This is a genomic window from Sphingomonas beigongshangi, from assembly GCF_016820445.1.
Taxonomy (GTDB): Bacteria; Pseudomonadota; Alphaproteobacteria; order Sphingomonadales; family Sphingomonadaceae; genus Sphingomonas; species Sphingomonas beigongshangi.
In genome coordinates, this window is the sequence record NZ_JADHDT010000001.1 from 138,025 (window position 1) to 162,848 (window position 24,824).

The 24,824-nt window shown below is 68.3% G+C and carries 23 protein-coding genes; 13 read left to right on the forward strand and 10 right to left on the reverse strand.

Translation table 11 applies throughout. The annotated features are described in order from the left end of the window. Positions 1-58: 58 nt before the first annotated feature. Both thpR and IQ292_RS00720 read left to right on the forward strand, forming a co-directional pair. The gene (gene thpR, locus IQ292_RS00715; protein ID WP_203308394.1) at positions 59-607 is read left to right on the forward strand and encodes an RNA 2',3'-cyclic phosphodiesterase; all 549 of its coding nucleotides are present in this window, start codon (positions 59-61) and stop codon (positions 605-607) included. A gap of 83 nt (positions 608-690) precedes the next feature. Then, on the forward strand, positions 691-1,224 hold the full coding sequence (locus tag IQ292_RS00720; RefSeq protein WP_203308395.1) for a superoxide dismutase family protein: 534 nt from the start codon (positions 691-693) through the stop codon (positions 1,222-1,224). A 26-nt stretch (positions 1,225-1,250) separates the two neighbouring features. Here the strand turns inward: IQ292_RS00720 and IQ292_RS00725 are convergent, their stop codons facing one another. From IQ292_RS00725 to IQ292_RS00735, 3 genes are all read right to left on the reverse strand, one after another. Beyond that, positions 1,251-2,825, reverse strand: coding sequence for a spinster family MFS transporter (locus IQ292_RS00725; RefSeq protein WP_238940699.1), 1,575 nt, complete (start codon positions 2,823-2,825; stop codon positions 1,251-1,253). 268 nt (positions 2,826-3,093) lie between these two features. Then, positions 3,094-3,819, reverse strand: a complete 726-nt coding sequence (locus IQ292_RS00730; RefSeq protein ID WP_238940700.1) for a hypothetical protein — start codon at positions 3,817-3,819, stop codon at positions 3,094-3,096. A gap of 14 nt (positions 3,820-3,833) precedes the next feature. Next, positions 3,834-5,024 (reverse strand): TIGR04063 family PEP-CTERM/XrtA system glycosyltransferase, encoded by a 1,191-nt coding sequence (locus IQ292_RS00735; RefSeq protein WP_203308396.1) that lies wholly within the window; start codon positions 5,022-5,024, stop codon positions 3,834-3,836. 126 nt (positions 5,025-5,150) lie between these two features. On the opposite strand from IQ292_RS00735, the gene IQ292_RS17755 reads away from it, so the two are divergent. The 3 genes from IQ292_RS17755 to IQ292_RS00745 are packed head-to-tail and all read left to right on the forward strand — an operon-like array spanning position 5,151 to position 7,681. Beyond that, positions 5,151-5,276 (forward strand): hypothetical protein, encoded by a 126-nt coding sequence (locus tag IQ292_RS17755; protein WP_275298220.1) that lies wholly within the window; start codon positions 5,151-5,153, stop codon positions 5,274-5,276. A gap of 15 nt (positions 5,277-5,291) precedes the next feature. Further along, entirely contained in the window at positions 5,292-6,659 is a 1,368-nt protein-coding gene (locus IQ292_RS00740; protein WP_203308397.1) for a putative O-glycosylation ligase, exosortase A system-associated, read from the forward strand. Continuing rightward, on the forward strand, positions 6,656-7,681 hold the full coding sequence (locus IQ292_RS00745) for an acyltransferase family protein (RefSeq protein WP_203308398.1): 1,026 nt from the start codon (positions 6,656-6,658) through the stop codon (positions 7,679-7,681). Before IQ292_RS00740 ends, IQ292_RS00745 begins: the two co-directional genes overlap by 4 nt. A gap of 25 nt (positions 7,682-7,706) precedes the next feature. Here IQ292_RS00745 and IQ292_RS00750 read toward each other — a convergent pair whose 3' ends face one another. Beyond that, positions 7,707-8,261, reverse strand: a complete 555-nt coding sequence (locus IQ292_RS00750) for a type 1 glutamine amidotransferase domain-containing protein (RefSeq protein WP_203308399.1) — start codon at positions 8,259-8,261, stop codon at positions 7,707-7,709. Positions 8,262-8,398: 137 nt separating this feature from the next. Between IQ292_RS00750 and IQ292_RS00755 the strand changes: the two genes are divergently transcribed. From IQ292_RS00755 to IQ292_RS00775, 5 genes are all read left to right on the forward strand, one after another. Then, positions 8,399-9,436 carry a DNA topoisomerase IB gene (locus tag IQ292_RS00755; protein WP_203308400.1) on the forward strand — a complete coding sequence of 346 codons (1,038 nt, stop codon included), beginning with the start codon at positions 8,399-8,401 and terminating at the stop codon, positions 9,434-9,436. Positions 9,437-9,556: 120 nt separating this feature from the next. After that, positions 9,557-10,711, forward strand: coding sequence for a mechanosensitive ion channel family protein (locus IQ292_RS00760; RefSeq protein ID WP_203308401.1), 1,155 nt, complete (start codon positions 9,557-9,559; stop codon positions 10,709-10,711). 173 nt (positions 10,712-10,884) lie between these two features. Beyond that, positions 10,885-11,319: a MaoC family dehydratase gene (locus IQ292_RS00765; protein ID WP_203308839.1), complete on the forward strand. Its 435-nt coding sequence runs from the start codon at positions 10,885-10,887 to the stop codon at positions 11,317-11,319. Positions 11,320-11,375: 56 nt separating this feature from the next. Continuing rightward, the gene (locus IQ292_RS00770; protein WP_203308402.1) at positions 11,376-12,554 is read left to right on the forward strand and encodes an acetyl-CoA C-acyltransferase; all 1,179 of its coding nucleotides are present in this window, start codon (positions 11,376-11,378) and stop codon (positions 12,552-12,554) included. Positions 12,555-12,910: 356 nt separating this feature from the next. Further along, positions 12,911-13,393 (forward strand): pyridoxamine 5'-phosphate oxidase family protein, encoded by a 483-nt coding sequence (locus IQ292_RS00775; protein ID WP_203308403.1) that lies wholly within the window; start codon positions 12,911-12,913, stop codon positions 13,391-13,393. Between the two features lie 75 nt (positions 13,394-13,468). On the opposite strand, the gene IQ292_RS00780 is transcribed toward IQ292_RS00775, so the two are convergent. Then, on the reverse strand, positions 13,469-14,704 hold the full coding sequence (locus IQ292_RS00780) for a polyhydroxyalkanoate depolymerase (RefSeq protein ID WP_203308404.1): 1,236 nt from the start codon (positions 14,702-14,704) through the stop codon (positions 13,469-13,471). Between the two features lie 159 nt (positions 14,705-14,863). On the opposite strand from IQ292_RS00780, the gene IQ292_RS00785 reads away from it, so the two are divergent. Further along, positions 14,864-16,630: an ABC transporter transmembrane domain-containing protein gene (locus tag IQ292_RS00785; RefSeq protein WP_203308405.1), complete on the forward strand. Its 1,767-nt coding sequence runs from the start codon at positions 14,864-14,866 to the stop codon at positions 16,628-16,630. A 134-nt stretch (positions 16,631-16,764) separates the two neighbouring features. Beyond that, a complete protein-coding gene (locus tag IQ292_RS00790; protein WP_203308406.1) occupies positions 16,765-17,913 on the forward strand; it encodes a saccharopine dehydrogenase family protein in 1,149 nt (382 codons plus the stop codon). Between the two features lie 57 nt (positions 17,914-17,970). Here the strand turns inward: IQ292_RS00790 and IQ292_RS00795 are convergent, their stop codons facing one another. Together IQ292_RS00795 and IQ292_RS00800 are read right to left on the reverse strand one after the other, a co-directional pair. After that, positions 17,971-18,300 (reverse strand): hypothetical protein, encoded by a 330-nt coding sequence (locus IQ292_RS00795; protein WP_203308407.1) that lies wholly within the window; start codon positions 18,298-18,300, stop codon positions 17,971-17,973. After that, a complete protein-coding gene (locus tag IQ292_RS00800) occupies positions 18,297-20,519 on the reverse strand; it encodes a ribonuclease R family protein (RefSeq protein WP_338057560.1) in 2,223 nt (740 codons plus the stop codon). The genes IQ292_RS00795 and IQ292_RS00800 overlap by 4 nt, the downstream gene beginning before the upstream one ends. Before the next feature lie 73 nt (positions 20,520-20,592). Between IQ292_RS00800 and trhO the strand changes: the two genes are divergently transcribed. Then, positions 20,593-21,513: an oxygen-dependent tRNA uridine(34) hydroxylase TrhO gene (gene trhO, locus IQ292_RS00805; protein ID WP_203308409.1), complete on the forward strand. Its 921-nt coding sequence runs from the start codon at positions 20,593-20,595 to the stop codon at positions 21,511-21,513. 66 nt (positions 21,514-21,579) lie between these two features. On the opposite strand, the gene IQ292_RS00810 is transcribed toward trhO, so the two are convergent. The 3 genes from IQ292_RS00810 to IQ292_RS00820 all read right to left on the reverse strand — a co-directional run bounded on the left by IQ292_RS00810 (position 21,580) and on the right by IQ292_RS00820 (position 24,816). Continuing rightward, positions 21,580-23,112 (reverse strand): aminoacyl--tRNA ligase-related protein, encoded by a 1,533-nt coding sequence (locus IQ292_RS00810; protein ID WP_203308410.1) that lies wholly within the window; start codon positions 23,110-23,112, stop codon positions 21,580-21,582. Between the two features lie 145 nt (positions 23,113-23,257). Then, positions 23,258-24,004, reverse strand: a complete 747-nt coding sequence (locus IQ292_RS00815) for an HAD-IIB family hydrolase (RefSeq protein WP_203308411.1) — start codon at positions 24,002-24,004, stop codon at positions 23,258-23,260. Continuing rightward, positions 24,001-24,816, reverse strand: a complete 816-nt coding sequence (locus tag IQ292_RS00820; RefSeq protein ID WP_203308412.1) for a Cof-type HAD-IIB family hydrolase — start codon at positions 24,814-24,816, stop codon at positions 24,001-24,003. The genes IQ292_RS00815 and IQ292_RS00820 overlap by 4 nt, the downstream gene beginning before the upstream one ends. Positions 24,817-24,824: the final 8 nt, after the last annotated feature.

The window sequence follows — 24,824 nt, forward strand, 5'->3', positions numbered from 1 at the left end:
CTTCCCTTATCGTCGATTGCCGGACCGGCTATGCCGTTGCGGATCATAGGAGCGCCCGATGCCTCGCCTGTTCGTCGCCCTGCGCCCACCACCTGCCATCCGCGCGGCGTTGCTCGAACGCGGCGGCGGGGTTCCCGGCGCGCGTTGGCAGGATGACGAGCAGCTCCACCTCACGCTCCGCTTCGTCGGCGATGTCGATCGTCCGGTGGCGGAGGACGTCGCCGCCGCGCTCGGCGCGGTGCACGCACCCGCGCCCCGGCTGACGCTCGCCGGGGTCGGACGGTTCGCGCATCGCGGCCGGACCGAGGCCCTTTGGGCCGGTGTGGCGCCGTCCGACGCGCTGCGCCATCTCCAGCGCAAGGTCGAGCAGGCATGCGTCCGTGCCGGTCTCCCGCCGGAATCGCGCGCCTTCCTGCCGCATGTCACGCTCGCGCGCTTCTCGCGCAGTGCGGGCCTTGCGCCGGAGATCGAAGGGTGGCTGGCGGTGCACGCCGGACTGACGTCTCCCGCGTTCGAGCCCGGTCATATCATCCTGTACGAAAGCCGGCTGGGCGGGAGCGGCGCCAGCTATTCCCCGGTGCTGCGCTGGCCGCTCGCCGCGGGGTGAGCGCGACTCGTCACGCCCTTGCCACGCGGAACCCTGAAGGTCATGACGGGTTCGTAAGGACGGCTTCGTCCCGGGAGATTTCCATGCGCGCGCTCATCCTTGCCGGCTTGTCCGCCCTCGCCCTGTCCGCCTGCAATCAGGAACCCAAGGTGCACACGGGCGATGCCGTCGCCGGCGGTGCACGGGCGGTGGCCATGCTGCGCACCGCGGCGGGCGTCGACGCGGGGCGTGCGACCGCAACGGAGGTCGCGGGCGGCATCCGCTACACGCTCGACGTCAAGGGGTTGCCTGCCGGGACCCATGGCGCGCACGTGCATACCGTCGGCCGCTGCGACGCGCCCGACTTCACCACCGCGGGTGGCCACTGGAACCCGACGATGGCCAAGCACGGGACGATGAACCCCCAGGGGCCGCATGAAGGCGACCTGCCCAATCTCGTCGTCGGCAGCGACGGTCGCGGCACATTGGGGGTGACGGTTCCCGGCCAGACCATGGCCGGCCTGCTCGACGCCGACGGCGCCGCCATCGTCGTGCATGCGGGGCCGGACGACCTGACGACCGATCCGTCGGGCAACAGCGGCGGCCGGATCGCCTGCGGCGTATTCGCCGCCGCCTGATCACCTGCGGCGCCTTGGCCGCCTGATCAGATATCCTCCCCCGCCGCCCGGGCGCGAGCCTCGCGGCTTGCCTCCGCGGCGGGGACGAGGCGATAGGCGGCGATCGCACAGCCGATCGTGATCGGCGTGGCGAGCAGCAGCGCCATCATCCCCGTCGACAGGCTGCCGGTCAGCGTCGACACGCGCCCCGCCAGATAGGGCCCCATCGCGAGGCCCATCAGCGTCGTGCCGATGAAGAAGGTCGCCGTCGCCGTGCCACGCATGCGCGGCAGGACGAGGTCCTGCGTGGTCGCCGCCGCGGCGCCGAGCGCGCCGCTCGCGCACAGGCCCGATAGGAACAGGCACGGATAGAAGACCCACGCCGCCGAGGCGGTGAAGGCACCGACCAGGAACGGGATCGGCACGGTCGCCCCGAACAGCACGACGGCGAGCCGCCCCGCGGGATTGGTCCGTCGCAGCCGATCCGCCATGACCCCGCCCAGCGATACGCCGACGAAACCGGCGAGCGCGCCGCTGCCGCCGATCAGGAATCCCGCCTCCGCCGGCGTCGCGCCCAGCGTGCGCATGGCATAGGGCGCCGCCCAGAAACTGGCCGCATAGCTCAGAAAGGCGTTGAGGCCATAGGCGACCACCGTGCACAGAAAGGCCGGCGTGCCCACGATCAGCGCGAAGGTCGCCGGGTCGCGGCGCTTGAGCGCGCTCGCCCAGGAAAAGACTGCATAGACGCCGGTGCCGATCGCCAGCCATTGCGGCAGCGGCTCGCCCGCCGCGCGCAGCAGCACGACGGCGGCGACGACGAGGCCGAGCGCCAGCAGGTTCACCGCCAGCGCCCGCGCCCCGCCGCGCGCCGCCCCGATCAGCGTCAGCGGCGGAATGATCGTCAGCAGCTCGTCGAGGAAGGCCCGGAACGGCGCCGGATGGCGCGCGGGCTCGGGCAGGCCCTCGACCGCGCCGCGGATCGGTTCGCGCAACGTCGCGATCCACACGGCGACGAGCAGCCCGGGCAGCCCCACCGCGAGGAACGCCGCCTGCCAGCCCACCAGGCCCATCGGGCCGCCCGCGGGATAGGCGCGGTTCCAGCCCTGCACGATCAGCCCGCCGATGAACAGCGAACAGCCGCCGCCGACGTAGAGGCCGGCCGAATAGATGGCGAGCGCCGTCGCGCGCAGTCGCCGCGGGAAATAGTCGGAGATCAGCGAATAGGCCCCGGGGCTCGCCGTGGCCTCCCCGACCCCGACGCCGATGCGCGCCGCCGCCAGCTGGCCGCCGCTGCGCGAAAACCCGGACAGCGCGGTCATCGTCGACCAGAGCGCCAGTCCGATCGTCATCAGCCGCACGCGATGCCAGCTGTCGGCCAGGCGGCCCAGCGGGATCCCGAACAGCGAGTAGAAGACGCCAAAGGCCGTCCCGTACAGGAACCCCAGGTCCTCGTCGTGAAGGCCGAGGTCACGCTTGATGTCCTCCGCGAGGATGGAGATCACCTGCCGATCGATGAAGTTGAGCACGTACACGAGGAACAGGATCGCCAGCACATACCAGGCGTAGCGCGAAGCGCCCCGCTCGCTTGCTGAGGCATGCCCCATCGCCGAAAGGTCGGCCATCGCGCTCTCCTACATACCGCTTTTTTGAAGAGCTAACATCGAATTGCCGACCAGTACAGGTGCCAGCAGTACCGCCGGTTCGAACAGACGAGCCTCGCATTTTAAGGCAGTAATGGACATATTATGTCCAGCATGGTACGCTGCCATGGTACCCGATGACATGGGCTTATCGCCTTCCGAACGGCCGCGCTGAACCCTCGCTGCCCTCGGCTACTGCCGGTCCCGCCTCGATGCGGGGCCGGCTTTTTTGTCGGGTGCGCTTTTTTTGTCAGGCGCGCGCGGGACGGCGGCGGGCGCCCTGTTCCAGACGCTTGAGCAGCGATTCGATCGAGGGGCTTTCCGATGCCGCATCGGCGTTGCGCGGCAGTTCGACGGTCGCGATCCGCTCCCCCTGCGCCAGGGCGACGGGGGTGCGGGACAGCACGGCCGGCGGGCACAGTGGCGCGACGGCGCGCAGCGGCTCGCGCGGCACGGCAGGCACCGCGCCGGGGTGGAAGGCGGCAAGCGGCTGGTCGAGATCGGCGGGAAGGTCGCATTCGACCGGCGGTGGCGGCGGTGCCACGGGATCGCGCGGCTGGGTCGGCGGGGGCATCGGTGCGCCCAGGTCGCTGGCCGACAGCGGCCGGCGCGCCGGGGCATCGGGATGGGCGTCCGCGCGACGCAGCGTCGGCGCGCCAGCCTCCGCGGGCGCGCGCGGCTTCGGCGCGAGCAGGCCTTCCGGCCCAAAGAGCAGGAACAGCGCCGACCACAGGACGGCGGCGGCGACGCCTCCCCCCGCGAGTGCGAGGACGATGCGCGCCGTCGCACCCAGTGGCGGCTGCGCGACGGGGAGCAGCGCGGCGATGCCGCTGCGCCATACCCAGTCCTCCAGCATCGCCGAGGGCACGAGCAGGAACGTGCCGGCGGCCGCAGCGCCCGCGATCGCGCCGCCGATCGGCGCGATCCAGGGCGCGATGGCGGCGAAGGTCAGGGTGGTGCGGGGCAAGGCTGCCATGATCGATCCCGTGGTTACGCGCTAAGCCGTTGGTAAATCGGTTCGTAACGGCAAATATTTGACGACCAGTTACGTTCCTGTTCGACGAAGGTGCGCGCCCGCTCGCGCCGCGCCTGCCAGCCGGACCGATCGTCGAGCAGGGCGGCCAGCGCCTGCGCGATGGCGCCCGGATCGTCCGGCGCGAACAGCGTCCCCGTCTCGCCGTCGCGAATCAGCTCGCGGTGGCCGCCTACGTCGGACGCCGCGACCAGGCGCCCCTGCGCCATCGCTTCGAGCGGTTTCAGCGGGGTGACGAGATCGGTCAGGCGCATCTTCTTGCGGGGATAGGCGAGGACGTCGACCAGCGCATAGTAACGCTCCACCTCGTGATGGGGAACGCGCCCGACGAATCGGATGGCGTCTGCCGCGAGCGACGTCGCCGCCTGCGCCCGCAGCGCATCCTCCATCGGGCCGCCGCCGACGAGCAGCAGCCGCGCCTTCGGCCGCCGCGCGACCAGCGCGGGCATCGCAGCGATGAGATCGTCCAATCCCTCATAGTCGTAGAAGCTGCCGATGAACCCGATCGTCTCCGCATCCTCCAGCTGCAGCGAGGCCGCGAGGGCGGAATCGCGCGGCGCCGGCGCGCCGAACAGCGACAGGTCGACGCCATTGGGCGACACCGCGATCTTGTCGGACGCCACGCCGCGCGCGATCAGGTCGCCGCGAAGCCCCTCGCAGATCACCGTCACCGCATCCGCCCGCGCCACCGCCCAGTCTTCGAGCGCGCGGGTCGCGCGATAGCGGGCCGAGCCCTCGCGGCCCGTGCCGTTGCCCACCGCCGCATCCTCCCAGAAGGCGCGGATCTCGTAGACCAACGGCAAGCCGCGGCGGCGCGCGACCAGCCAGGCGGCGACCGCGTCCAGTGCGGGAGAATGCGCGTGAAGGATGTCGGGGCGGAAGGCGTCGACCGCCGCGTCGATCCGGCGCGCGAAGGCGACGATGCCGCGCGCCTCCGCGACCGGGCCGCCACCGCCCACCAGCGGCGTCCTATGAAAGGTAAGTCCGTCCACCGATTCCACGGCGTCGCCATACGCCTTCTGGCGCGGGCCGGTCACGGCCGCGACCTGCCAGCCCCGCGCTTCCTGCGCCTTCAGGATCGCTCGCGTGCGAAAGGTGTAGCCGCTCTGCAGGGGCAGCCCGTGGTCGAGGATATGGAGGATGCGCATCGCGCCGGCCATGCACCCAAGGCGCTTAACGCCGCGTCAACCGACACTCATGTAAGCGTCCGCCTCTCAGGGGATCGAGACGCCGGATGGCGCCGGCGATGCCGAACGCAGGGAAGGCGCGGCCGCATGATCGACAATTTCGCGCTCGGCCTGACGCATGCGCTGCTGCTGCTCGCCGCATGGCGGCTGCTGCGACGCCCCGATCTCGATTCGGAAGCACCCCCGCCCCGCCATTGGCGGGCGAGGGACTGACGACGGCCGTCCCGCATGCGCGACCTCGTCTTCATCGCCTTCCTCGCCGCGATCTTCGGCATGGGCTTCCGCCGGCCGTTCCTGCTCGTGCTCGCCTATGTCTACATCGACATCGTCTCGCCCCAGCGACTGACCTATTTCCTGCTCAACAGCGTGCCGATCTCGTTGATCGCCGTCGCGCTCGCGGTCGGCGGCTGGCTGCTTGCGGACAACAAGGCCGACAGCCGCTTCGCGCCGCGCCAGGGCCTGATCGTGCTGCTGATGCTCTATTGCTGGGCGACGACGCTGGGTGCGGACTTTCCGCTCGACGCGAAAGACAAATGGGACTGGGTGTGGAAATGCCTGGCCTTCGCCGCCTTCCTGCCGCTGACGCTGCGGACGCGGCTGCGGATCGAGGCCTTGCTGCTGTTCATGATCGTGTCGGCGGCGTCGATCATCATCGTCGGCGGCATCAAGACGCTGGCCGGCGGCGGCGGCTACGGCCAGCTGGACCTGATGGTGAACAACAATTCGGGCCTGTACGAAGGGTCGACCATCTCGACCGTCGCGATCGCCATCGTGCCGCTGATCGCCTGGTTCATGCGGCACGGCACGATCTTCGCCCCCGACTGGCGGGTGAAGGGCTTCTGCCTGGCGCTGATCTTCGCCTGCCTGCTGATCCCGGTCGGCACCTCGACGCGGACGGGCCTGCTCTGCATCGTGCTCGTCGCGCTGCTGTCGATCCGCAATGCGCAGCGCAAATTCCTCTATCTCGCCCTGATCGGCGCGTCCGCGGCGCTGGCCGTCCCCTTCCTGCCCGCCTCCTTCACGCAACGGATGAGTACGATCGAGAACCACCAGGCGGATGAATCCGCCTCCACCCGCGTCGCGGTCTGGGCGTGGACGATCGACTATGCCAGGTCGCATCCGTTCGGCGGCGGGTTCGATGCCTACCGCGGCAACCACATCCGCTACGAGATCAGGAAGGCCGATCCTGCCGCGGGTCCCACGGGCGCCGTCACCGACACCGCCGTGACCGACAAGGCGCGCGGCTATCACAGCGCCTATTTCGAGATGCTGGGCGAACAGGGCTATCCGGGACTCGCCATCTGGGTGTCGATCAGCCTGATCGGGCTGTTCCGCATGGAGGTGCTCCGCCGTCGCTACCGCGAGCGCGACGGCGAGTTCGCCTGGGCGGGTCCGCTCGCCGCCGCCTTGCAGACCGCCCATTGCGTCTACCTGCTCGGCGCCGCCTTCATCGCCATCGCCTTCCAGCCGTTCATTTATATGCTGATCGGGGCGCAGATCGGCCTCGACACCTATCTGGCGCGCCGCCGCAAGGAGGCGGCGGACACGGGCGGTTTCGCCCGGCGTCGCCCCTCCGCCCCGCCGCTACCGGCATGACGGAGCTTCGTGCGCTCACCGGCGCGCGCGGGCTCGCCGCCTGGGCCGTCGTCCTCTACCATGTCCGCGCTTCGATCGCCGGCCTGCCGCCCGCCGCGGAAAGGCTTCTCGCCAAAGGCTATCTGGCGGTGGACTTCTTCTTCCTGCTCTCGGGCTTCGTCATCTGGCTGACCTGGGGCGCACGCCTGCATGACCGCGGCATGGGCGCGGCCCCCCTCTTCTGGCGCAAGCGGGTCGCGCGCATCTGGCCGCTGCACGCGCTGATGCTGGGCTTTGCGGCCGCCATCGCGCTGGCGTTGGCCGCGACCGGACGGCACGATCCCGCCTTCCCCTTGGCGGAGCTGCCGCTGCACCTGCTGCTGGTGCAGAACTGGGGCTTCACCGACGCGCTGCGCTGGAACGATCCGGCATGGTCGATCAGTTGCGAGGCCGCCGCCTATATCCTCTTTCCGCTGCTCGCCTGCGCGGTGGACTGGCGACGGCTGCCGACTGCGCTGCTCGTCGCGGTCGCGGTAGCCCTGCTCGCGGTGCTGCATGTCGTCATGCGCGATCAGCCGTCGCTCGGTAGCGACATTCCCCATTACGGGCTAACGCGCTGCCTCACCGAATTCGGCTGCGGCACCGTGGTGGCGGCGCTGTTCCTGCGACGCGCCTCGTTCCTGTGGCCTGCAACGATCCTGCTGCTGTGCTGCGCCGCCTGGGTGGCCGGCGCGCCGGAGACCGCGGTCGTACCGGCGGCGTTCGCCGCGCTGTTGCTTACGCTGGCGCTGACCGCCGGGCGTGCCGGGAACCCGCTCGAGACGCGGGCGATCCACTATCTCGGCGACATCAGCTATGCGACCTATCTGTCGCATTTCCTGCTGTGGAAGGCGTTCAAGCTCGCCTTCGTCCACAACCCCGCGCCGGTGCCGCCGGCCGTGATCGCCGCCTATCTCGGGATCGTGTTCGCCGCTTCCGTCGCGCTCTATCACCTGTGGGAGCGGCCGGCGCAGCGATGGGTCAACGCAGCGTCCCTCCCCTGACGGAAAGGGACGCCGCGAAGCCGTGTCAGGCGTCCGCCAGTTCCTGCGTCAGGGCCTGGATGATCGCGTCGTTGAACGCCGGAATATCGTCCGGCTTGCGGCTGGTGATCAGATTGCCGTCCACGACCACCTGCTCGTCGGCGATCTCCGCGCCGGCATTTTCCAGGTCGGTGCGCACCGAAGGCCAGCTCGTCACGCGACGGCCGTCGACGACGTCCGCCTCGACCAGCAGCCACGGCGCGTGGCAGATCGCGGCGACGATCTTGTCGTCCTCCATGAACTCCGTGACGATTTCGATCGCGCGGTCTTGCAGGCGCATCTTGTCCGGGTTGCCGACGCCACCCGGCAGCACGAGCGCATCGTAATCGTCCGTGTCGACCTGATCGAGCGTGATGTCGGGGGTGATGCTGTCGCCCTTCTCGCTGTCGTGGATGACACCCTGGATCGCATCGGTCTTGATCGACGCCAGCGTCAGCTGGACGCCGGCATCCAGAAGCGCCTGGCGGGGCTTGAACAATTCATCCTGCTCGAAACCGTCGGTGGCGAGCATGAGAACGCGGGCTTGGCTGAGATCGGCCATGTCGGGAACACTCCAATGGGGATGCGAGGGGGATCGCGGGTTGCCCAACACCTGCCCGAGCCGGCCGTTCCGGAACGAAGCGACGGACCGCGCATTTTCCACGATCCACAACCCATTGTTTAAATTGGGAGACTGAGGTGCCTGCCCGCATCGTCTATTGCGATGATTCCAAACCCGGCATCACGCGGAAGAAGGTGCGGAACGGCTGGGCCTATTTCGGCACCGACGGCAGCCGGATCACCGATCGCGACGAGATCGACCGGCTCAACCGCATCGGCCTGCCGCCCGCTTATGCGAACGCCTGGTTCTGTCCCAAGCCCAACGGCCATATCCAGGCGGTAGGCTGGGACGAGAAAGGCCGGAAGCAATATCGCTATCACACCGACTTTCGCGAGGCGCAGGAAGCGGCGAAATACGAGCGTTGCGCCGAGTTCGGCCATGCGCTGCCGAAGCTGCGCCGCCGCGTCGAGGCGGACCTGGCGACGCGAGGGTTGACGAAGGAGCGCGCGGTCGCCGCGGTCGTCCGGCTGCTCGACATCAGCAACATCCGCGTCGGCAACGAGGCCTATGCGCAGGCGAACAAGAGTTTCGGCGCGACGACGCTGCGCAAGCGCCATGGCAAGGTGAGCGGCGACACGCTGAAGCTGCGCTACAAGGGCAAGTCGGGCAAGGAACGCGACTGCAAGGTGACCGACAAGCGGCTGGCCGCGACCGTGCGCCGGATGCAGGACCTCGACGACCAGCATCTCTTCGCCTGGGTGGATGCCGACGGCGCCGCGCACCCGGTCACGTCGTCGGACGTCAACGCCTATATCCGCGAGGCGACGAGCGGTACCTTCTCGGCCAAGCATTTCCGGACCTGGGGCGCCAGCGTCTGTGCGTTCGAGGCGCTCGCCGGCGCCGAAGCCGACCTCAGCCTGAAGGCGATGCTCGAACCGGTGGTGGCGCGGCTCGGCAACACGCCCGCCATCGCGCGCAAGAGCTACGTCCACCCGTCCCTGATCGCACTGGTGAAGACGGGGCAGAGCGCGTTTCGCCGTGCGTTGCGGATGCCGCGGGCCGGGCGCTGGCTGACGCGCGAGGAACGTGGCCTCATCGCCTTCCTCGAGGCCGGTACGCCCGCCGCGGAGCCACCGGCGAAATTGCGGCCGGAAGACATGAAGAAGGCGGCCTAGTCCTCGCCCGCGTCGGGGCCGCCGCGCGCCCGCGTGGCGGCTCGGTCCACCGCGACGGGAAACCGACGCGTCCCATTCCCGCATCGGCCACGGCACGGATGCCCAACCAACAGGAAGCGCATGGCCAAGAGCTCAGCCGCCAAGCAGCCCATTCTCGACACCAGCTCGGTCCCCCAGCAGGTCACCGGCCTGGTCAGCGAAAGCCAGCGCTGGCTGCACGACCATTGGCTGCAGATCCTGGTCGCCTTCGCCGCCGGCACGGTGATCGTGCTCGCGCTCCACGGCCTGCGCCGGCTCGGCGATCGCCTGTGCCGCCACGATGCGTCGCTGCGCGGATGGGGCAAGGTGCTGGGACGGACGATCGCGCGCACCAACAACGTCTTCATCGTCATGCTCGCGGCAAAGCTCGTCGCCGGTTATGCGGGGGCGCCCGATCAGGTGGCGCTGACGATCAACTTCCTGTGGACCGTCGCCTGGGTCTTCCAGGCGGCGATCTGGGCACGCGAGCTGATCCTGGGCGGGATCGAACATCGCACCAGCGCGGAGAATTATTCGGGCGAGGCTTTGCTCTCGGCGCTGGGGCTGATCCGCCTGCTCGTGTCCGTCGCGCTGTTCGCGGTCGCGTTGGTCGTGGTGCTCGACAATCTCGGGGTCAACGTCACGGGACTGGTCGCCGGCCTGGGCGTGGGCGGCATCGCCATCGGCCTGGCCGCGCAGGGTATTTTCGCCGATCTGTTCGCCGCGCTGGCGATCATCTTCGATCGCCCGTTCCGCCGCGGCGACACGATCAGCTACGGAAGCAGCAGTGGCACGATCGAGTCGATCGGGCTCAAATCGACGCGCATCCGCGCGTTTACCGGCGAACTTCGCATCATTTCGAACCGCCAGCTCCTCGACAAGGAAATCCTGAACACGGCGGTGCGCGATCACATCCGGCTGAGCTTTACCGTCGGCGTGACTTATGAGACCCCACCAGATACTTTGGCGCGGGTACCCGCTATACTGCGCGAGCTCGTCGAAGCGGAGGGCGGCAAGGTCGCCCGCTCGGGTTTCGAGACGTTCGGCGCATCGAGCCTCGACTTCGCCCTGCAGTTCGATATCCCCGGCAACGACTGGGCGACGGCACATCCGATGCGGGACCGGATCATGGTGTCCCTGATACGGCGCTTTGCGGCGGAGGGGATCGGCATCGCCTATCCGACACAGACCACCTACACCGCCGCGCCCGACGGCCGACTCGTTCTGCCCTATGCTGCGGACCCGTCGCCGCGCTGACGCGAGGCTGAAGCATTTCGAACAACGGGTGTGGCCTTTTCGCGCAATTACGTGAGCAGCGAGAGCACCTTTCAAAAAACCGGTTCTTTCCTCTTGCTGTCGATCCACGCTCTCAATTACAAAAGCCGGATAACGAGGAAGGAAAGCCGGTGGCAGAGCTGACGCCCGACGACATGCGCGCCCGCGTTGGGACGGAAAGCGTTTCCGACTGGATCGAGGTAACGCAGGCGATGATCGACCAGTTCGCCGAGGCGACGGGCGATCACCAGTTCATCCATGTCGACCCTGTTGCCGCCGCGGCGACGCCGTTCGGCGGCACGATCGCACATGGCTTCCTGACGCTGTCGCTGATGCCGGCGCTGGCGGCGAAGACGCCGGACGCACCGCGGCCCGCGGGCATGCGGATGGGCGTCAACTACGGCGGCAACAAGGTCCGCTTCCTGACGCCCGTGCGGGCCGGCAGCCGCGTGCGCGGCCGCTTCAAGCTGCTCGACTTCGCCGAGAAGCGCCCCGGACAATTCCAGCAAACATCCGAATTCACCGTCGAGATCGAGGGGCAGGACAAGCCCGCGCTCATCGCGGAATGGATCAGCCAAGCCTTCGTCTAAACGTTCGTCGACATCTTCACCGCACCGAGACGTGCGAATTTAGGGATATTTCGATCATGCGCTCCGCCGTCATCGCCTCCACCGCCCGCACCCCGATCGGCCGCGCCTATCGCGGTGCGTTCAACGCCACCACGCCCCAGGCGCTCGCCGGCCATGCGATCGCGCATGCGGTGAAACGCGCCGGGCTCGAGGGCGGCGAGGTGGAGGACGTGATCATCGGCGCCGCGCTCCAACAGGGATATCAGGCCGGCAACATCGCCCGCCAGGCATTGCTCCGGGCGGGTTTGCCGACCAGCGTCGCGGGCATGTCGCTCGACCGCCAGTGCGCCAGCGGCCTGATGGCGATCGCCACGGCGGCGAAGCAGATCGTACAGGACGGCATGGACGTTGCCATCGGCGGCGGGGTGGAGAGCATCAGCCTGGTGCAGACGCCGCAGATGCGCGTGCAGCCCGACAAGCAGCTGATCCAGATGCACGACGACATCTACATGCCGATGCTGCAGACCGCGGAGGTGGTGGCGAAGCGCTACGGCATCGGCCGCGAGGCGCAGGACGCCTATGGCCTCCAGTCGCAGCAGCGCACCGCCGCGGCGCAGGCGGCGGGCAAGTTCGACGACGAGATCGTGCCGCTTCCGAGCGTCATGGACGTGGTCGACAAGGCGACGAAGGAGGTGACCAAGACCGAGGTCACGCTGTCGAAGGACGAGGGCAACCGTCCTGAGACCACGCTGGAAGGCCTGCAGTCTTTGCAGCCGGTCGTCGGTCCGGAAGGGCATATCACCGCGGGCAACGCCAGCCAGCTGTCCGACGGCGCGTCCGCCAGCGTGCTGATGGAGGAAAGCGTCGCCGCGGCACGGGGCCTCACGCCGCTCGGCCGCTATGTCGGCATGGCGGTGGCGGGCACCAAGCCGGACGAGATGGGGATCGGCCCCGTCTTCGCCATTCCGAAGCTGCTCGAGAAGAACGGCCTGACGATGGACGACATCGGCCTGTGGGAACTCAACGAGGCGTTCGCGGTGCAGGTGCTCTACTGCCGCGACAAGCTGGGCATTCCCGACGAGTTGCTCAACGTCAACGGCGGCGCGATCTCCATCGGCCATCCCTATGGCATGTCCGGCGCGCGCATGACCGGCCATGCGCTGATCGAAGGCAAGCGCCGCGGTGCCAAATATGTCGTGGTGACGATGTGCGTCGGCGGCGGCATGGGCGCGGCCGGGCTGTTCGAGGTGCTGTGAGGGTGACGCATTAAGGCCAAAAGGGCTTGAGCGGGATCGGCGACGTCATCCCGCCATCCTGCGAGCCCCGGTCGTCGCAACGGCCGGGGCTTCGACGTTTGGGGGCTGTCTGCAGCGCAAACATCGCCCCTGCGCGTGCCTCCCACGCATATTCATGATGATGACGGCCGAGGCCGCCGGTCCGGGGAATGCCCTTTGGATCCGGCTGACGTCGCAGACCGTCATCCCGGTTTCGCGCTTGGGGGTAACGACAGGATAAGCGTCATGCGGCGGCATGGCCGTCGCGTCCCTATCGCGCAACCAAGCCCCGCCGTGCTCGTTCTCCGCTGCGAACCTCACGTTTCGGGAGAGTGACGATGGCCGACCATGACGACCCGCGCGAAATCGCCGACAAGTTCCTGTCCAAGCTCAAGGACAGTCCGTTCGTGATGATCGGCCTGACCAACGGCGAGCACAGCGAACCGATGACCGCGCAACTGGACGACGAGCGTCCCAACACGTTGTTCTTCTTCAGCGGCCGCGACAATCGCATCTCCAGCGGCGGCGACGCGATGGCGCAGTTCGTCGGGAAGGGCCATGATTTCTTCGCCTGCCTGGCCGGAACCGTCTCGCAGGATAACGATCGCGCTCAGATCGACCGCCTGTGGAATAATCAGGTGGAGGCATGGTTTCCCGGCGGCAAGGAAGACCCGAACCTCACGCTGCTGCGCTTCGACATCGACAGCGCCGAGCTGTGGGAAACCGACATCTCGCTGTCGGGTCGCGTGAAGATGCTGTTCGGCGGCACCATCCGCGGCGATGAATCCAGCAGCCACGCGGTGGTCGACTCGGTCGCCTGATCGCAGCCGCCTGACGAAAAGGGGCGCAGGATCCTGTGATCCTGCGCCCCTTTTTCGTGTTCGTTGGCGAGGCGATCAGCCGGCGTGCGAGGCCATCCAGTCCTCGACGACGGGGGCAACGCGATTACGCCACTTGGATCCGTTGAAGATGCCATAGTGGCCGGCACCTTCGACCATCAGATAGCGCTTGTCCGCTTCCGGCAGCGAGGTGGCGAGCGTCAGCGCCGCCTTGGTCTGGCCCAGGCCCGAGATATCGTCGCGCTCGCCTTCGATCGCGAGCAAGCCGACGTCCTTGATCGCCGCCGGATCAACGCGGCGCCCGCGGTGCATCATCTCGCCCTTCGGGAGGGCATGCGTCTGAAAGACGAGATCGACGGTCTGCAGGTAGAATTCGGCGGTCATATCGCAAACCGAGCGATATTCCTCGTAGAATGCCTTGGTCGCCGCCGCTCCCTCGCCATCGCCCTGGACGAGGTGTTTGAACATCTCCCAATGGCTGACCATGTGGTTGCCGAGGTTCATCGACATGAAGCCGGCAAGCTGAAGGAAGCCCGGATAGACCTTCCGCCCCGCGCCGGGATAGGTCATCGGCACGGTCGCGATCGCGTTCTGCTCGAACCAGGCATGCGGACGCTCGGTCGCGAGCGTGTTGACCGCGGTCGGCGCCTCGCGCGTGTCGATCGGCCCACCCATCATCGTCAGCGTACGCGGACGACACGGATTGCCGTCGGCACACATCAGCGCGGTCGCGGCATAACAGGGCACCGAAGGCTGGCACACGGCCAGCATGTTCGCACCACGCCCGCCCGCGTCGGGGCCGATCGCTTCGAGGAAGGCGACGAGATAGTCGATGTAATCGTCGAGGTCGAAGCCGCCTTCCCACACCGGCACGAGCTTCGCGTCGCGCCAGTCGGTGATGTACACATCCGCGATCGGCAGCATCCGTTCGACGGTGCCGCGCAGCAGGGTGGCGAAATGGCCGGACATCGGCGCGACGATCAGCAGCCTCGGGCCGCCCTCCACGCCCTCGCGCCTAAACCGCTTGAGCTGGCCGAACGGCTTCTGCAGCACGATCTCCTCGTGCACGGGCACCTCGCGCCCGTCGATGACGGTGTGCGTCAGCCCGAAGGCCGGCTTGCCGCGCGGGGCGGCGGCATGGGCGAAGACCTCGAGCGCGCTCGCGACGATCGAACCGCCGCCCAGATACGACCAGGGATTGGCGGGATTCTGCAGCAGGCCCGCGCTGAAGGTCGCCATCGCGCTCGCGCCGGCAAGCATCGAGCGCTGCAATTCATAGGCATCGTATAGCATGGCGCCTCTTAGCCCAATCGGGTTGTCGTGTCCGTAACCAACTTGCCCTTAACGGCGCATTGCGACGAATTGTTGCGCAGGCGCCGGACGCTCGACGACCCCGCTCGAACGCGCATGCCGTTGAGCCCCCCGCCGCCCGCTGCTAGGCGCGTCGGCATCATGGCCGCTTCCCCGCCCCCCGGCCGCCGCCTCGGCGACCTCCGCCTCGTCTGGAAGCGCGTGCTGCGCTACCCGCGCCAGCTCGTCGTCGCGCTGCTGGCATTGATGACCACGTCGCTGGCGACGATCGCGATACCTTATGGTTTCAAGCGGGTGATCGACAACGGCTTCGGCCCGGGCGCCTCGGGCACCGTGACGTCATCCTTCCACTATCTGCTGATGATCGTCGCGGTGCTGGCGATCGCGACGGCGATCCGCTTCTACCACGTGTCCTGGCTCGGCGAGCGCGTCGTCGCCGACATCCGCCTGCAGGTGCAACGCCACCTGCTGGGGCTGACGCCGCGCTTCTTCGAGGAGAACCGCCCGTCGGAAATCGCCTGCCGCCTCACCTCCGACACGACGCTGATCGAGACGGTGGTCGGCGGCACCGTTTCGATCGCGCTGCGCAACACCGCAACCGGCATCGGCGGCATGGTCTATCTGTTCGTCCTGTCGCCCAAGCTGGCCGGCATGCTGCTGCTGGGCATCCCGCTCGTCATCCTGCCGGTGACGATCTTTGGCCGCCGCATCCGCGCGCATTCGCGCAACTCGCAGGATCGCATCGCCGACGTCGGCGCGATGGTAACCGAGACGCTTGGCGCGATGAAGATCGTCCAGGCCTTCAACCAGGAAGAGCGCGAGGCCAACCGCTTCCACGGCGCGGTCGATGCCACTTTCGCTGCGGCGAAGCAGCGCGTCCTGCTCCGCGCCATCATGACCGCGATCATGATCGGCCTGATCTTCGGATCGATCACCCTCGTCGTCTGGGAAGGCGTCGCCGACGTCGCCGCCGGACGGCTGACGGGGGGCGGCATGTTCGCCTTCGTGATGACGGGCGGCATCGTCGCGGGGGCCTTCGGCGCGCTGACCGAGGTCTATGGCGACCTGCTGCGCGGCGCCGGTGCCGCGAGCCGCATCGCGGAGCTGCTCGCGGAACAGCCGGAGATCACGCGGCCGGCGGCGCCGATGCCGCTGCCCGTGCCGGTCCGCGGCGCCCTGACCTTCGACGACGTTCACTTTCGCTACCCGACGCGAACCGAGGTCGCCGCGCTCGACGGGCTCAGCCTGGCGATCCGCCCTGGCGAGACCGTCGCCGTCGTCGGTCCGTCCGGCGCGGGCAAGTCGACGCTGTTCCAGCTTGCCGAGCGTTTCTACGATCCCGCGGCCGGCCGCATCCTCCTCGACGGGGTCGACCTGACCGAAGCGGATCCGGCCGCCATCCGCGCGCAGATGGCCATGGTCCCGCAGGAGACGGTGATATTCGGCGCCAGCGCGCGCGACAACCTGCGCTATGGCGACTGGCAGGCGGACGACGACATGCTGTGGGCGGCGGCGGAGGCGGCGAACGCCGCGGACTTCCTGCGCGCGCTGCCCGAGGGGCTCGACACCTTCCTCGGCGAAGGCGGCGCCCGCCTGTCGGGCGGCCAGCGCCAGCGTATCACCATCGCGCGCGCGCTGCTCCGCGATGCGCCGATCCTGCTGCTCGACGAGGCGACGAGCGCGCTCGATGCGGAAAGCGAGCGGCTGGTGCAACAGGCGCTCGAACGGTTGATGGAGAACCGGACCACATTGGTGATCGCGCACCGGCTCGCCACCGTCCGGGCGGCGGAGCGGATCGTGGTGATGGACGCCGGCAGGATCGTGGAAGAGGGCTCGCACGCCACACTGATCGGACGGGGCGGCCTCTACGCGCGGCTCGCCAGCCTGCAGTTCCACGAGGCGGCATAGCGCGTGCGGCATGCCCCCAGCGCATGCCGCCGCTTGCGAGCGCGTTGGTCCGGGGGCATACCATGGGTTCGAAACCAGCGGCGCAGGTGGCTAACTCCCTCCCCTAGCCCCTCCCGCGAGCGGGAGGGGATTGCATGCGCGACTTCGACATCGTCGTTTACGGCGCCACCGGCTTCACCGGCCGACTGGTGGCGGAATATCTCGTCGCGGAAGAGGCGCCGCGATGGGCGATGGCGGGGCGCAGCCTCGCCAAGCTTCAGGAGGTTCGCGACCTGATCGGCGCGCCTGCCGACCTGCCGCTGATCGTCGCCGAGTCCGACGATGCCGCCGCGCTGAAGGCGATGGCGGAGCGGGCGCATGTCGTGCTCACCACCGTCGGGCCGTACCAGCTCTATGGCAATCAGCTCGTCGCCGCCTGCGCAGCCACCGGCACCGCCTATGTGGATCTCTGTGGCGAACCCGCCTGGATGCGCCACATGATCGACGCGCATCATGCCGAGGCGCAGCGTACCGGCTCGCGCATCGTGTTCAGCTGCGGCTTCGATTCGATCCCCTTCGACCTCGGCGTACAGACGTTGCAGGATTGCGCCCGTGCCAAATACGGCCATCCGGCACCGCGCGTGAAGGGGCGCGTGCGCGCGATGAAGGGCACCTTCTCCGGCGGCACCGCCGCGAGCGCGCGCGCGACGCTTGCTGCCGCCGCGCGCGATCCCGCCACCATCGGCCTGCTCACCAATCCCTTCGCGCTGACACCGGGGTTCAGCGGCCCGCATCAGCCGACCGGCATGCTGCCCGAGTTCGATGCGACCCTGAACACCTGGGTCGCGCCCTTCGTGATGGCGGCGATCAACACGAAGAACGTGCATCGCACCAATTTCCTGCTCGGCCACCCCTATGGGACGGACTTCGTCTACGACGAGATGATGGTGGCCGGCCTCGGCGACATGGGGAAGGCGGCGGCGGAGGCGATCGCCAAGTTCAATCCCTTCTCTGGCAGCGGCGGCCCCAAGCCAGGGGAAGGCCCGAGCAAGGAAGAGCGCGAAACCGGCTATTACGACCTGCTGTTCGTCGGACTGATGCCCGATGGCGCGCGCTTCGATGCGGTCGTGACGGGCGATCGCGATCCCGGCTATGGATCGACGAGCAAGATGATCGCGGAAACCGCGCGCTGTCTGGTGGAGACGCCAGGCGATGGCGGCGTATGGACGCCGGGCGCGTTGCTCGGGAAAACGCTCCGCGACCGGCTGGAAGCGAAGGCGGGACTGCGGTTCACCGCAGGTTGAGCGGAAGCCGCCTTGACTTGTGCCGGGCGACGCCCCGGGCAGCGATGGATTGGCCACTCATCCCCTGTAAAAAAGCACCGCCACAGCTGCGACGATCAGGGCCGCCAGTATGAGGATTGGCAAATTCCGCCGCCTGCGGGCATCGGCTGCCGCCTCATAGGCGTCCATGTCGAACCAGAAACGGCCGTTGCCCAAGGTGCGGATCGATCCGTCGGCGACCATCGCCGCCAGTTCCTTCACCTGCCGCGGGTCCGGCGGCGAAAACGCGATGGCATCCTTCGCCGACAGGGCGCCGGCCTCGACGAAATGGGGCGCGATCGTACCGCGGACCAGATAGTGCGCGCGGACGCGCGGGCCCGGTGGCGGCACGATGCGCAGCTCGCTCATCGCCGCCGCCCCTGGTGACGGATGTTACCCGGCCGCCCGCGCTTGCCGATCACGCGGTCGCGGCGGGTAGTCTTGTCACCGTAGCGCGGCGGCGGCGCCGCGCCCTTGCCGCCCGGCAGCTCGAACCGCAGCGCGCCGGAGACCGGGTTGGCCTCCGCCAGCCGAAGGTCGAGCCGCTGGCCGAGCGCATAGACGTCCCCGCTGTCCTCGCCGACGAGTTGCCGCGCCGCCTCGTCATAGCGGAAATATTCGCCGCCCAGGTCGCGCACGGGAACGAGCCCATCACCACCTATCCCCTCGACGGTCGCGAAGAAGCCGAAATTCTGCACGCCGGTGATCCGGGCCGGCATCGTCTCTCCGACGCGTTCCGCAAGATAGGCCGCGACATAGCGATCGAGCGTCTCGCGCTCCGCCTCCATCGCCCGCCGCTCCAGGCCGCTGATCGCTTCGCCGATCCGCTCCATGCCGGCGGCCTCGTCCGGCGTGAGCGCGCCAGGACCGAGCGCATAGGCACCGACGAGCGCACGGTGGACGAGAAGGTCGGCGTAGCGCCGGATGGGCGAGGTGAAATGCGCGTAGGAGCCGAGCGCAAGACCGAAATGCCCCTGATTGGCGGGCGCATAATAGGCCTGCGTTTGCGTGCGCAGCACCTGCTCCATCACTTGCGGCCGGAAATCGGCATCGCCGATCCGCGACAGGATGTGATTGAACGTCGCGGGTCGGATCACCTGGCCGAGCGCGAAGGGAACGCCGAACGTCTCCAGATAGTCCTTGAGCGCGACCAGCTTCTCGCGCGCGGGCGGCTCGTGGACGCGGTACATCACGGGCGCCTTCTTCGCCTCCAAGGCCTTGGCGGCGGCGACGTTGGCGGCGATCATGTAATCCTCGATCAGCCGATGCGCATCGAGCCGCTCGCGCGGCGCGACGGACAGCAGCCGCCCCTTCTCGTCGAGCACGACGCGCCTTTCCGGCAGATCGAGGTCCAGCGGCTCGCGTTTGTCGCGCGCGGCCGCCAGCGCGCGCCAGCATTCCCATAGGGGCCGCAGGGCGTCGATCATCGCGCCGTCCCCGGCATCGATCGTCGCCTGCGCCTCCTCATAGGCGATGTTCGCCGCGATCCGCACCACGGCACGCGTGAAGCGCCAGCCCTTGAGCGTCCCCGCCTTGCTGACCTGAAGGTGGCAGACCAGGGCCGCACGATCGACCTGCTCCTTCAATGAGCAGACGTCCGCCGACAATATCTCCGGCAACATCGGCACGACGCGATCGGGGAAATAGACCGAATTGCCACGCCGACGCGCCTCGCGATCGAGCGCGGAGCCCGGACGGACGTAGAAGCTGACGTCGGCGATGGCGACGATCGCCTTCCACCCGCCCTCGTTGCCGGGATCGTCATCCGGGGCAGCCCAGACCGCATCGTCATGGTCGCGCGCATCGGCGGGATCGATCGCGACGATCGGCAGGTGGCGCAGATCCTCGCGATCGTCGCCCAACGGCTGCGTCGCTATGCGCGCGGCCTCGTCAAGCGTCTCGGCGGCGAAGACGTCTGGAATGTCGTGCTTGTGGATCGCGATGAGCGAGAAGCTCTTGGGCGCGAACGGATCGCCCAGTTTCTCGACCACCCGTGCGGTGATGCGTGGAGGGCGACCACCCTTCTCGGCCAGCACCAGATCGCCGGGTCCCGCCCCGCCCGCGTCGGAAACGGCGAATTCGCGCCGCTCCTTCTTGTCGACGCTGGTCAGCCAGAAGCGGCCGGCCTCTTCGCGCAGCACGCCCAGCACCTGTTCGCTGGCGCGGGCCAGCGTCTTCATCGGATGCGCGATCCAGCCGTTGCCGGCCTCCTCGGTCCGCGCCAGTACGCGCTCACCGACGCCCAATGCGCCACGTTTGCGTTCGCGGACCCGAAGTCGCGGCGCGGGGCCGTCAGCCTCCCACCGCTCCGGGACCGCCCAGACGTTGCCGCCGTCGTCGATGTCGGCGATCCGCAGGACGGTCACCTTGGGCAGGCCGCCCATCTTGTGGAACGCGCGGCCGGGCGCGGAATCGATCAGCCCTTCGTCCGCCATGTCCTTCAGCAGCGCCTTGAGCGCAATCTTGTCCTGCGCGGACAGGCCGAAGGCGCGCGCGATCTCGCGCTTGCCGGCGGGGACATCGGAGGACTCGATGAAGTCGAGGATCTGCTGCCGCGTCGGCAGGCCGGGTCTTGGTTTCTTCGCCACCCGTGGGAGATAGGCGTGCAGGCACGGTTCGTCATCGTTTTGTTCGCGCGGAGCGGCTAAAGCGGCCCCCGTCATGACCCTAACCGTTGCCGCTCTCTACCATTTCACCCGCTTCGAGGACCCCGGCGCCCTGCGCGCGCCTCTGCTGGCGCTGTGCGAGGCGCAGGGCGTACGCGGCACGCTGCTGCTCGCGCGCGAAGGGATCAACGGCACCATCGCCGGTACGCGTGCGGGAATAGACGAGGTTCTCGCGCACGTCCGTGCCCTGCCCGGCTGTGCCGCGCTGGAGGTCAAGTTCTCGAGCGCCGACGCCATGCCCTTCCACCGCACGAAGGTGCGGCTGAAGCGCGAGATCGTGACGATGGGCGTGCCCGACGTCGATCCCACCGATCCCGGCACCTATGTCGATCCCGCCGACTGGAATGCGCTGATCGCCGATCCCGCGACGCTCGTCATCGACACGCGCAACGATTACGAGGTCGCGGTCGGTACCTTCGCCGGGGCGGTCGATCCCGGCACGGCCAGTTTCCGCGATTTTCCGGGCTGGTTCCGCGAGCATCGCGACGCCTTGCTCGCAGGCAGGCAGCGGGTGGCGATGTTCTGCACCGGCGGCATCCGCTGCGAAAAGGCGACGGCGTTCCTCAAGAGCGAGGGGGTGGACGACGTCTTCCACCTCAAGGGCGGCATCCTCAAATATCTCGAGGAAACGCCTGCGGAGGAAAGCCGCTGGCTGGGCGAATGCTTCGTCTTCGACGAGCGGGTCGCGGTCGGCCATGGCCTGCAGGCCGGCACGTACGGCCTATGCCGCGGCTGCCGGATGCCGGTGAGCGAAGAGGACCGCCGGTCACCGCTGTATCAGGAGGGCGTCGCCTGCCCCCGCTGTCATGCGACCCGCGACGCGGAGACCAAGGCACGCGCCGCCGAGCGGCACCGCCAGGTGGAACTGGCCGCCAGGCGCGGCGAAGCGCATGTCGGCGCACGCTACGACGGGTAGCGCGCGCCCGACCTCGTCATGCCGGTCGTCGCACGCCCCCCCGGCGGGTGGGCGCGGCGGCGTCGTTCAATAGGCCCGCGCCAGCAGCACGCGCTCGACCGCGGGCGCGCCGGTGAAGACGCAGACGCCCTCGATCGCCCCCTGCCCCGCCGGCGCGTTGCGGATCGTCAGCTTCAGCGCCTTCAGTCGCTCGACCACCGCATCGAGCGCGGCGCCGGTCGGCTTCGACCAGCGCACGTCGACCCAGCCGGGATTCTTCACGCCATCGGCGAAATGGGCCTCGACACCCGCCCAATCGTCCACCGGCACGATCTGCGCGCGCAGGGCCTCGGTCGACTGGCGGTGCAGTTCGGCCTGGATCGCCTCCAGCAGGTCCGCGGCCCCGGCGACGAAGTCGCCGCGCGGAGTCACGACCGAATCGAGCTTGCCGTCCTCGCGATACAGCCGGTCGCGGCGGATGACCGAGACATTGCCGCCCGCCATGTCGCGACCGCCGACCTCGATCACGATCGGCGCGCCCTTCTTCACCCAGCCCCAGCGCTTGGTCGCCGCCTTCTGCGCGCGCGCATCCACCATGGCCCGCACCGGTTCACCCAAAGCGGTCAGCGCGGCCAGTTCCTTCTGCAGGTCGCGGCAATAGCCGAGCAGCGCCTCGTCCTCCGGCTGGTCGCGCAGCATCGGCACGATGACGATCTGCCACGGCGCGACGCGGGGCGGCACGCGCATGCCGTCGTCGTCGCCATGCACCATGATCATGCCGCCGATCATCCGCGTCGACACGCCCCAGCTCGTCGTCTGCGCATGCTCCAGCTGGCCTTCGGCATTCTGGAAACGGATGTTCTGCGCGCGCGCGAAATTGTCGCCGAGGAAATGGCTGGTGCCCGCCTGCAGCGCCTTGCCGTCCTGCATCATCGCCTCGATCGACCAGGTCTCGACCGCCCCCGGGAAGCGCTCGTTTTCCGGCTTCTCGCCCGCGATGACATGCATCGCCAGGCAATCTTCCGCGAAGCTGCGATAGACCTCCAGCATCTGCAGCGTCTCGCCCCGCGCCTCGTCGACCGTCGCATGCGCGGTATGCCCCTCCTGCCAGAGGAATTCGGCGGTGCGCAGGAACATGCGGGTGCGCATTTCCCAGCGCACGACATTGGCCCATTGGTTGATGAGCACCGGCAGGTCGCGCCAGGATTGCACCCAGCGGGCAAAGGCGGTGCCGATCACCGTCTCCGAGGTCGGGCGTACGACCAGCGGCTCCTCCAGCTTCGCCTCGGGATCGGGCGTGAGGCCGCCCTTGCCGTCACCGATCAGCCGGTGGTGCGTGACGACCGCCATCTCCTTGGCGAAGCCGTCGACATGCTCCGCCTCCTTCTCGAAATAGGACAGCGGGATGAACAGCGGGAAATAGCAATTCTCGTGCCCCGTCGCCTTGATGCGATCGTCGAGCAGGCGCTGGATGCGCTCCCAGATGCCATAGCCCCATGGCCGGATGACCATGCAGCCGCGCACGCCGGACTCCTCGGCCATGTCGGCCTCGGTGATGACGGACTGGTACCAGGCGGCGAAATCGGCGGCGCGGGTGACGGGCAGAGCATGCTTGATCATGGCGCCCGCGATTATCGCGCCGCGCGGGGTCCGTCACCGGGATTTTCACTACAGCGGAAATCCCGGCGACGCCGACCCGTCATACCTACCTCCCGGCAAGGGCCGGGACGATATCGAGGGGTGGTATTCGACCGAACGACCGCGCTTACTTCTGGCAGGCGACGATCGCGGCGATCACCGACAGCGTCTCCTCCGGGTCGCGCACCTTGACCGTGTCGAGGCCGAGTTCCTTGGCGGGATAGTCGTTGCCGCCCGGAAAGATCGCGTCGCCGATGAACATCATCTTGTCGAGCTGGATACCGCTCGCGTCGCGCAGCTTCTTTAGGCCATAGGCCTTGTCGACGCCCTCCCGCGTGATGTCGATCGACGTCGCCCCGCCCATGTTGATCGACAGGCCGGGCAGCCGCTTCTTGAGATCGGCCTGGATGACCTTGCGCTTCTCGAACTTGGGATCCCAATGTTCCTTCGCGTCGATCGGCGCCTGCTGGCCGAGCGCGGAAAAGGTGATCTGGCTGCCGCGATCCTCGATCCGCTCGCCCCAGGTCTTCTCGGGTACGAAGCCGGTCGCCTCGAGCGATTCGTCGAACGCCTTCAGGATCTTCGCCTTGGTCTCATCGTCGAACAATTCGGCATAGACGGGCGACCATGTGTCGTCGCGAAAGGTATACAGCTTGGTACCCGTCGTCGGCATCAGCCACAGCTTCGTACGGTCGGCGCGGGCCGGCAGGCGGCTTGCCACCTGCTTGTCGAACTGCGGCCAGTCGCCGCCGGAAATCACTGCGACATGCGCGACGCCGAGCAGGTCGGCGAGCGCCTCCCCCATCGGGTCCTGCAACGGCTGCTTGCTTTCGGCCAGGGTTCCATCGAGGTCGAACGCAACCAACTCTTTCATGCGGAAACTCCAATTCGGGGGAAGATCAGGGTATCGATCGCGTGGGCGACGCCATCGGCGTCGTTGGCGAGGGTAACGTCATCGGCCTTTGCCTTCACCGCGTCGGGTGCATTGCCCATGGCGATCGCGAATCCGGCGATGTCGAGCATCGGGACGTCGTTGAACTGGTCGCCGATCGCCACCACCGCGTCGAGCGGCACGTCGAACGCGCGCGCCAGTGCACGCGCGCCATCGCCCTTGTTGCCCGCGAGCGCGGTGACGTCGAGATAATAGACCTGGCTTTGCACGATGGTCGCCCGGGCCGCATGCGGCGCGCATCGCTCGGCCAGTCCCTTCAGCAGCGCATGGTCGTCGCTGACGAAGGTGATCTTGTCCGTCCGGTCGATATAATCGGAGAAATCGTCGGTGACGATCGGGTTCTGGTTCGAGGCCAGGCGCTCGTGCTCGACGTGCACGCCCTCGTCCCGCGACGCATACCAGCGATCGTCGGCGAACAGCCAGATATCGACGGCTTCGTCCTTCGCCAGGTCGAGCACGCCGCGCACCACGTCGGGGTCGACGACGTGATGCTCCTCGACGGTTCCGTCACGGCGAAAGATGATGCCGCCGTTGAAGGCCGCCATCGGCGCGTCGATCCCCAATGTCTCGGCGATGGGCATGATACCCGACCGGGGGCGGGCGCTGATCACGGAAAAGCCGACCTTCGCCTGCTCGAGCCGCAGCACCGCATCCGCGGTTGCCGCCGTCAGTTGCTTCGACTTGTCGACCAGCGTGCCGTCGATATCGGAGATGACCAAACGGATCGGGTTCATCGCCGGCC

Coding starts and splice junctions, on each gene's coding strand:
- IQ292_RS00745 (WP_203308398.1), top strand. CDS start 6,656: ATGACGGAGCTTCGTGCGCTCACCGGCGCGCGCGGGCTCGCCGCCTGG.
- thpR (WP_203308394.1), top strand. CDS start 59: ATGCCTCGCCTGTTCGTCGCCCTGCGCCCACCACCTGCCATCCGCGCG.
- IQ292_RS00725 (WP_238940699.1), bottom strand. CDS start 2,825: ATGGCCGACCTTTCGGCGATGGGGCATGCCTCAGCAAGCGAGCGGGGC.
- IQ292_RS00720 (WP_203308395.1), top strand. CDS start 691: ATGCGCGCGCTCATCCTTGCCGGCTTGTCCGCCCTCGCCCTGTCCGCC.
- IQ292_RS00730 (WP_238940700.1), bottom strand. CDS start 3,819: ATGGCAGCCTTGCCCCGCACCACCCTGACCTTCGCCGCCATCGCGCCC.
- IQ292_RS00750 (WP_203308399.1), bottom strand. CDS start 8,261: ATGGCCGATCTCAGCCAAGCCCGCGTTCTCATGCTCGCCACCGACGGT.
- IQ292_RS00785 (WP_203308405.1), top strand. CDS start 14,864: ATGGCCGCTTCCCCGCCCCCCGGCCGCCGCCTCGGCGACCTCCGCCTC.
- IQ292_RS00820 (WP_203308412.1), bottom strand. CDS start 24,816: ATGAACCCGATCCGTTTGGTCATCTCCGATATCGACGGCACGCTGGTC.
- IQ292_RS00765 (WP_203308839.1), top strand. CDS start 10,885: ATGCGCGCCCGCGTTGGGACGGAAAGCGTTTCCGACTGGATCGAGGTA.
- IQ292_RS00810 (WP_203308410.1), bottom strand. CDS start 23,112: ATGATCAAGCATGCTCTGCCCGTCACCCGCGCCGCCGATTTCGCCGCC.
- trhO (WP_203308409.1), top strand. CDS start 20,593: ATGACCCTAACCGTTGCCGCTCTCTACCATTTCACCCGCTTCGAGGAC.
- IQ292_RS00760 (WP_203308401.1), top strand. CDS start 9,557: ATGGCCAAGAGCTCAGCCGCCAAGCAGCCCATTCTCGACACCAGCTCG.
- IQ292_RS17755 (WP_275298220.1), top strand. CDS start 5,151: ATGATCGACAATTTCGCGCTCGGCCTGACGCATGCGCTGCTGCTGCTC.
- IQ292_RS00790 (WP_203308406.1), top strand. CDS start 16,765: ATGCGCGACTTCGACATCGTCGTTTACGGCGCCACCGGCTTCACCGGC.
- IQ292_RS00775 (WP_203308403.1), top strand. CDS start 12,911: ATGGCCGACCATGACGACCCGCGCGAAATCGCCGACAAGTTCCTGTCC.
- IQ292_RS00795 (WP_203308407.1), bottom strand. CDS start 18,300: ATGAGCGAGCTGCGCATCGTGCCGCCACCGGGCCCGCGCGTCCGCGCG.
- IQ292_RS00740 (WP_203308397.1), top strand. CDS start 5,292: ATGCGCGACCTCGTCTTCATCGCCTTCCTCGCCGCGATCTTCGGCATG.
- IQ292_RS00780 (WP_203308404.1), bottom strand. CDS start 14,704: ATGCTATACGATGCCTATGAATTGCAGCGCTCGATGCTTGCCGGCGCG.
- IQ292_RS00770 (WP_203308402.1), top strand. CDS start 11,376: ATGCGCTCCGCCGTCATCGCCTCCACCGCCCGCACCCCGATCGGCCGC.
- IQ292_RS00735 (WP_203308396.1), bottom strand. CDS start 5,024: ATGCGCATCCTCCATATCCTCGACCACGGGCTGCCCCTGCAGAGCGGC.
- IQ292_RS00815 (WP_203308411.1), bottom strand. CDS start 24,004: ATGAAAGAGTTGGTTGCGTTCGACCTCGATGGAACCCTGGCCGAAAGC.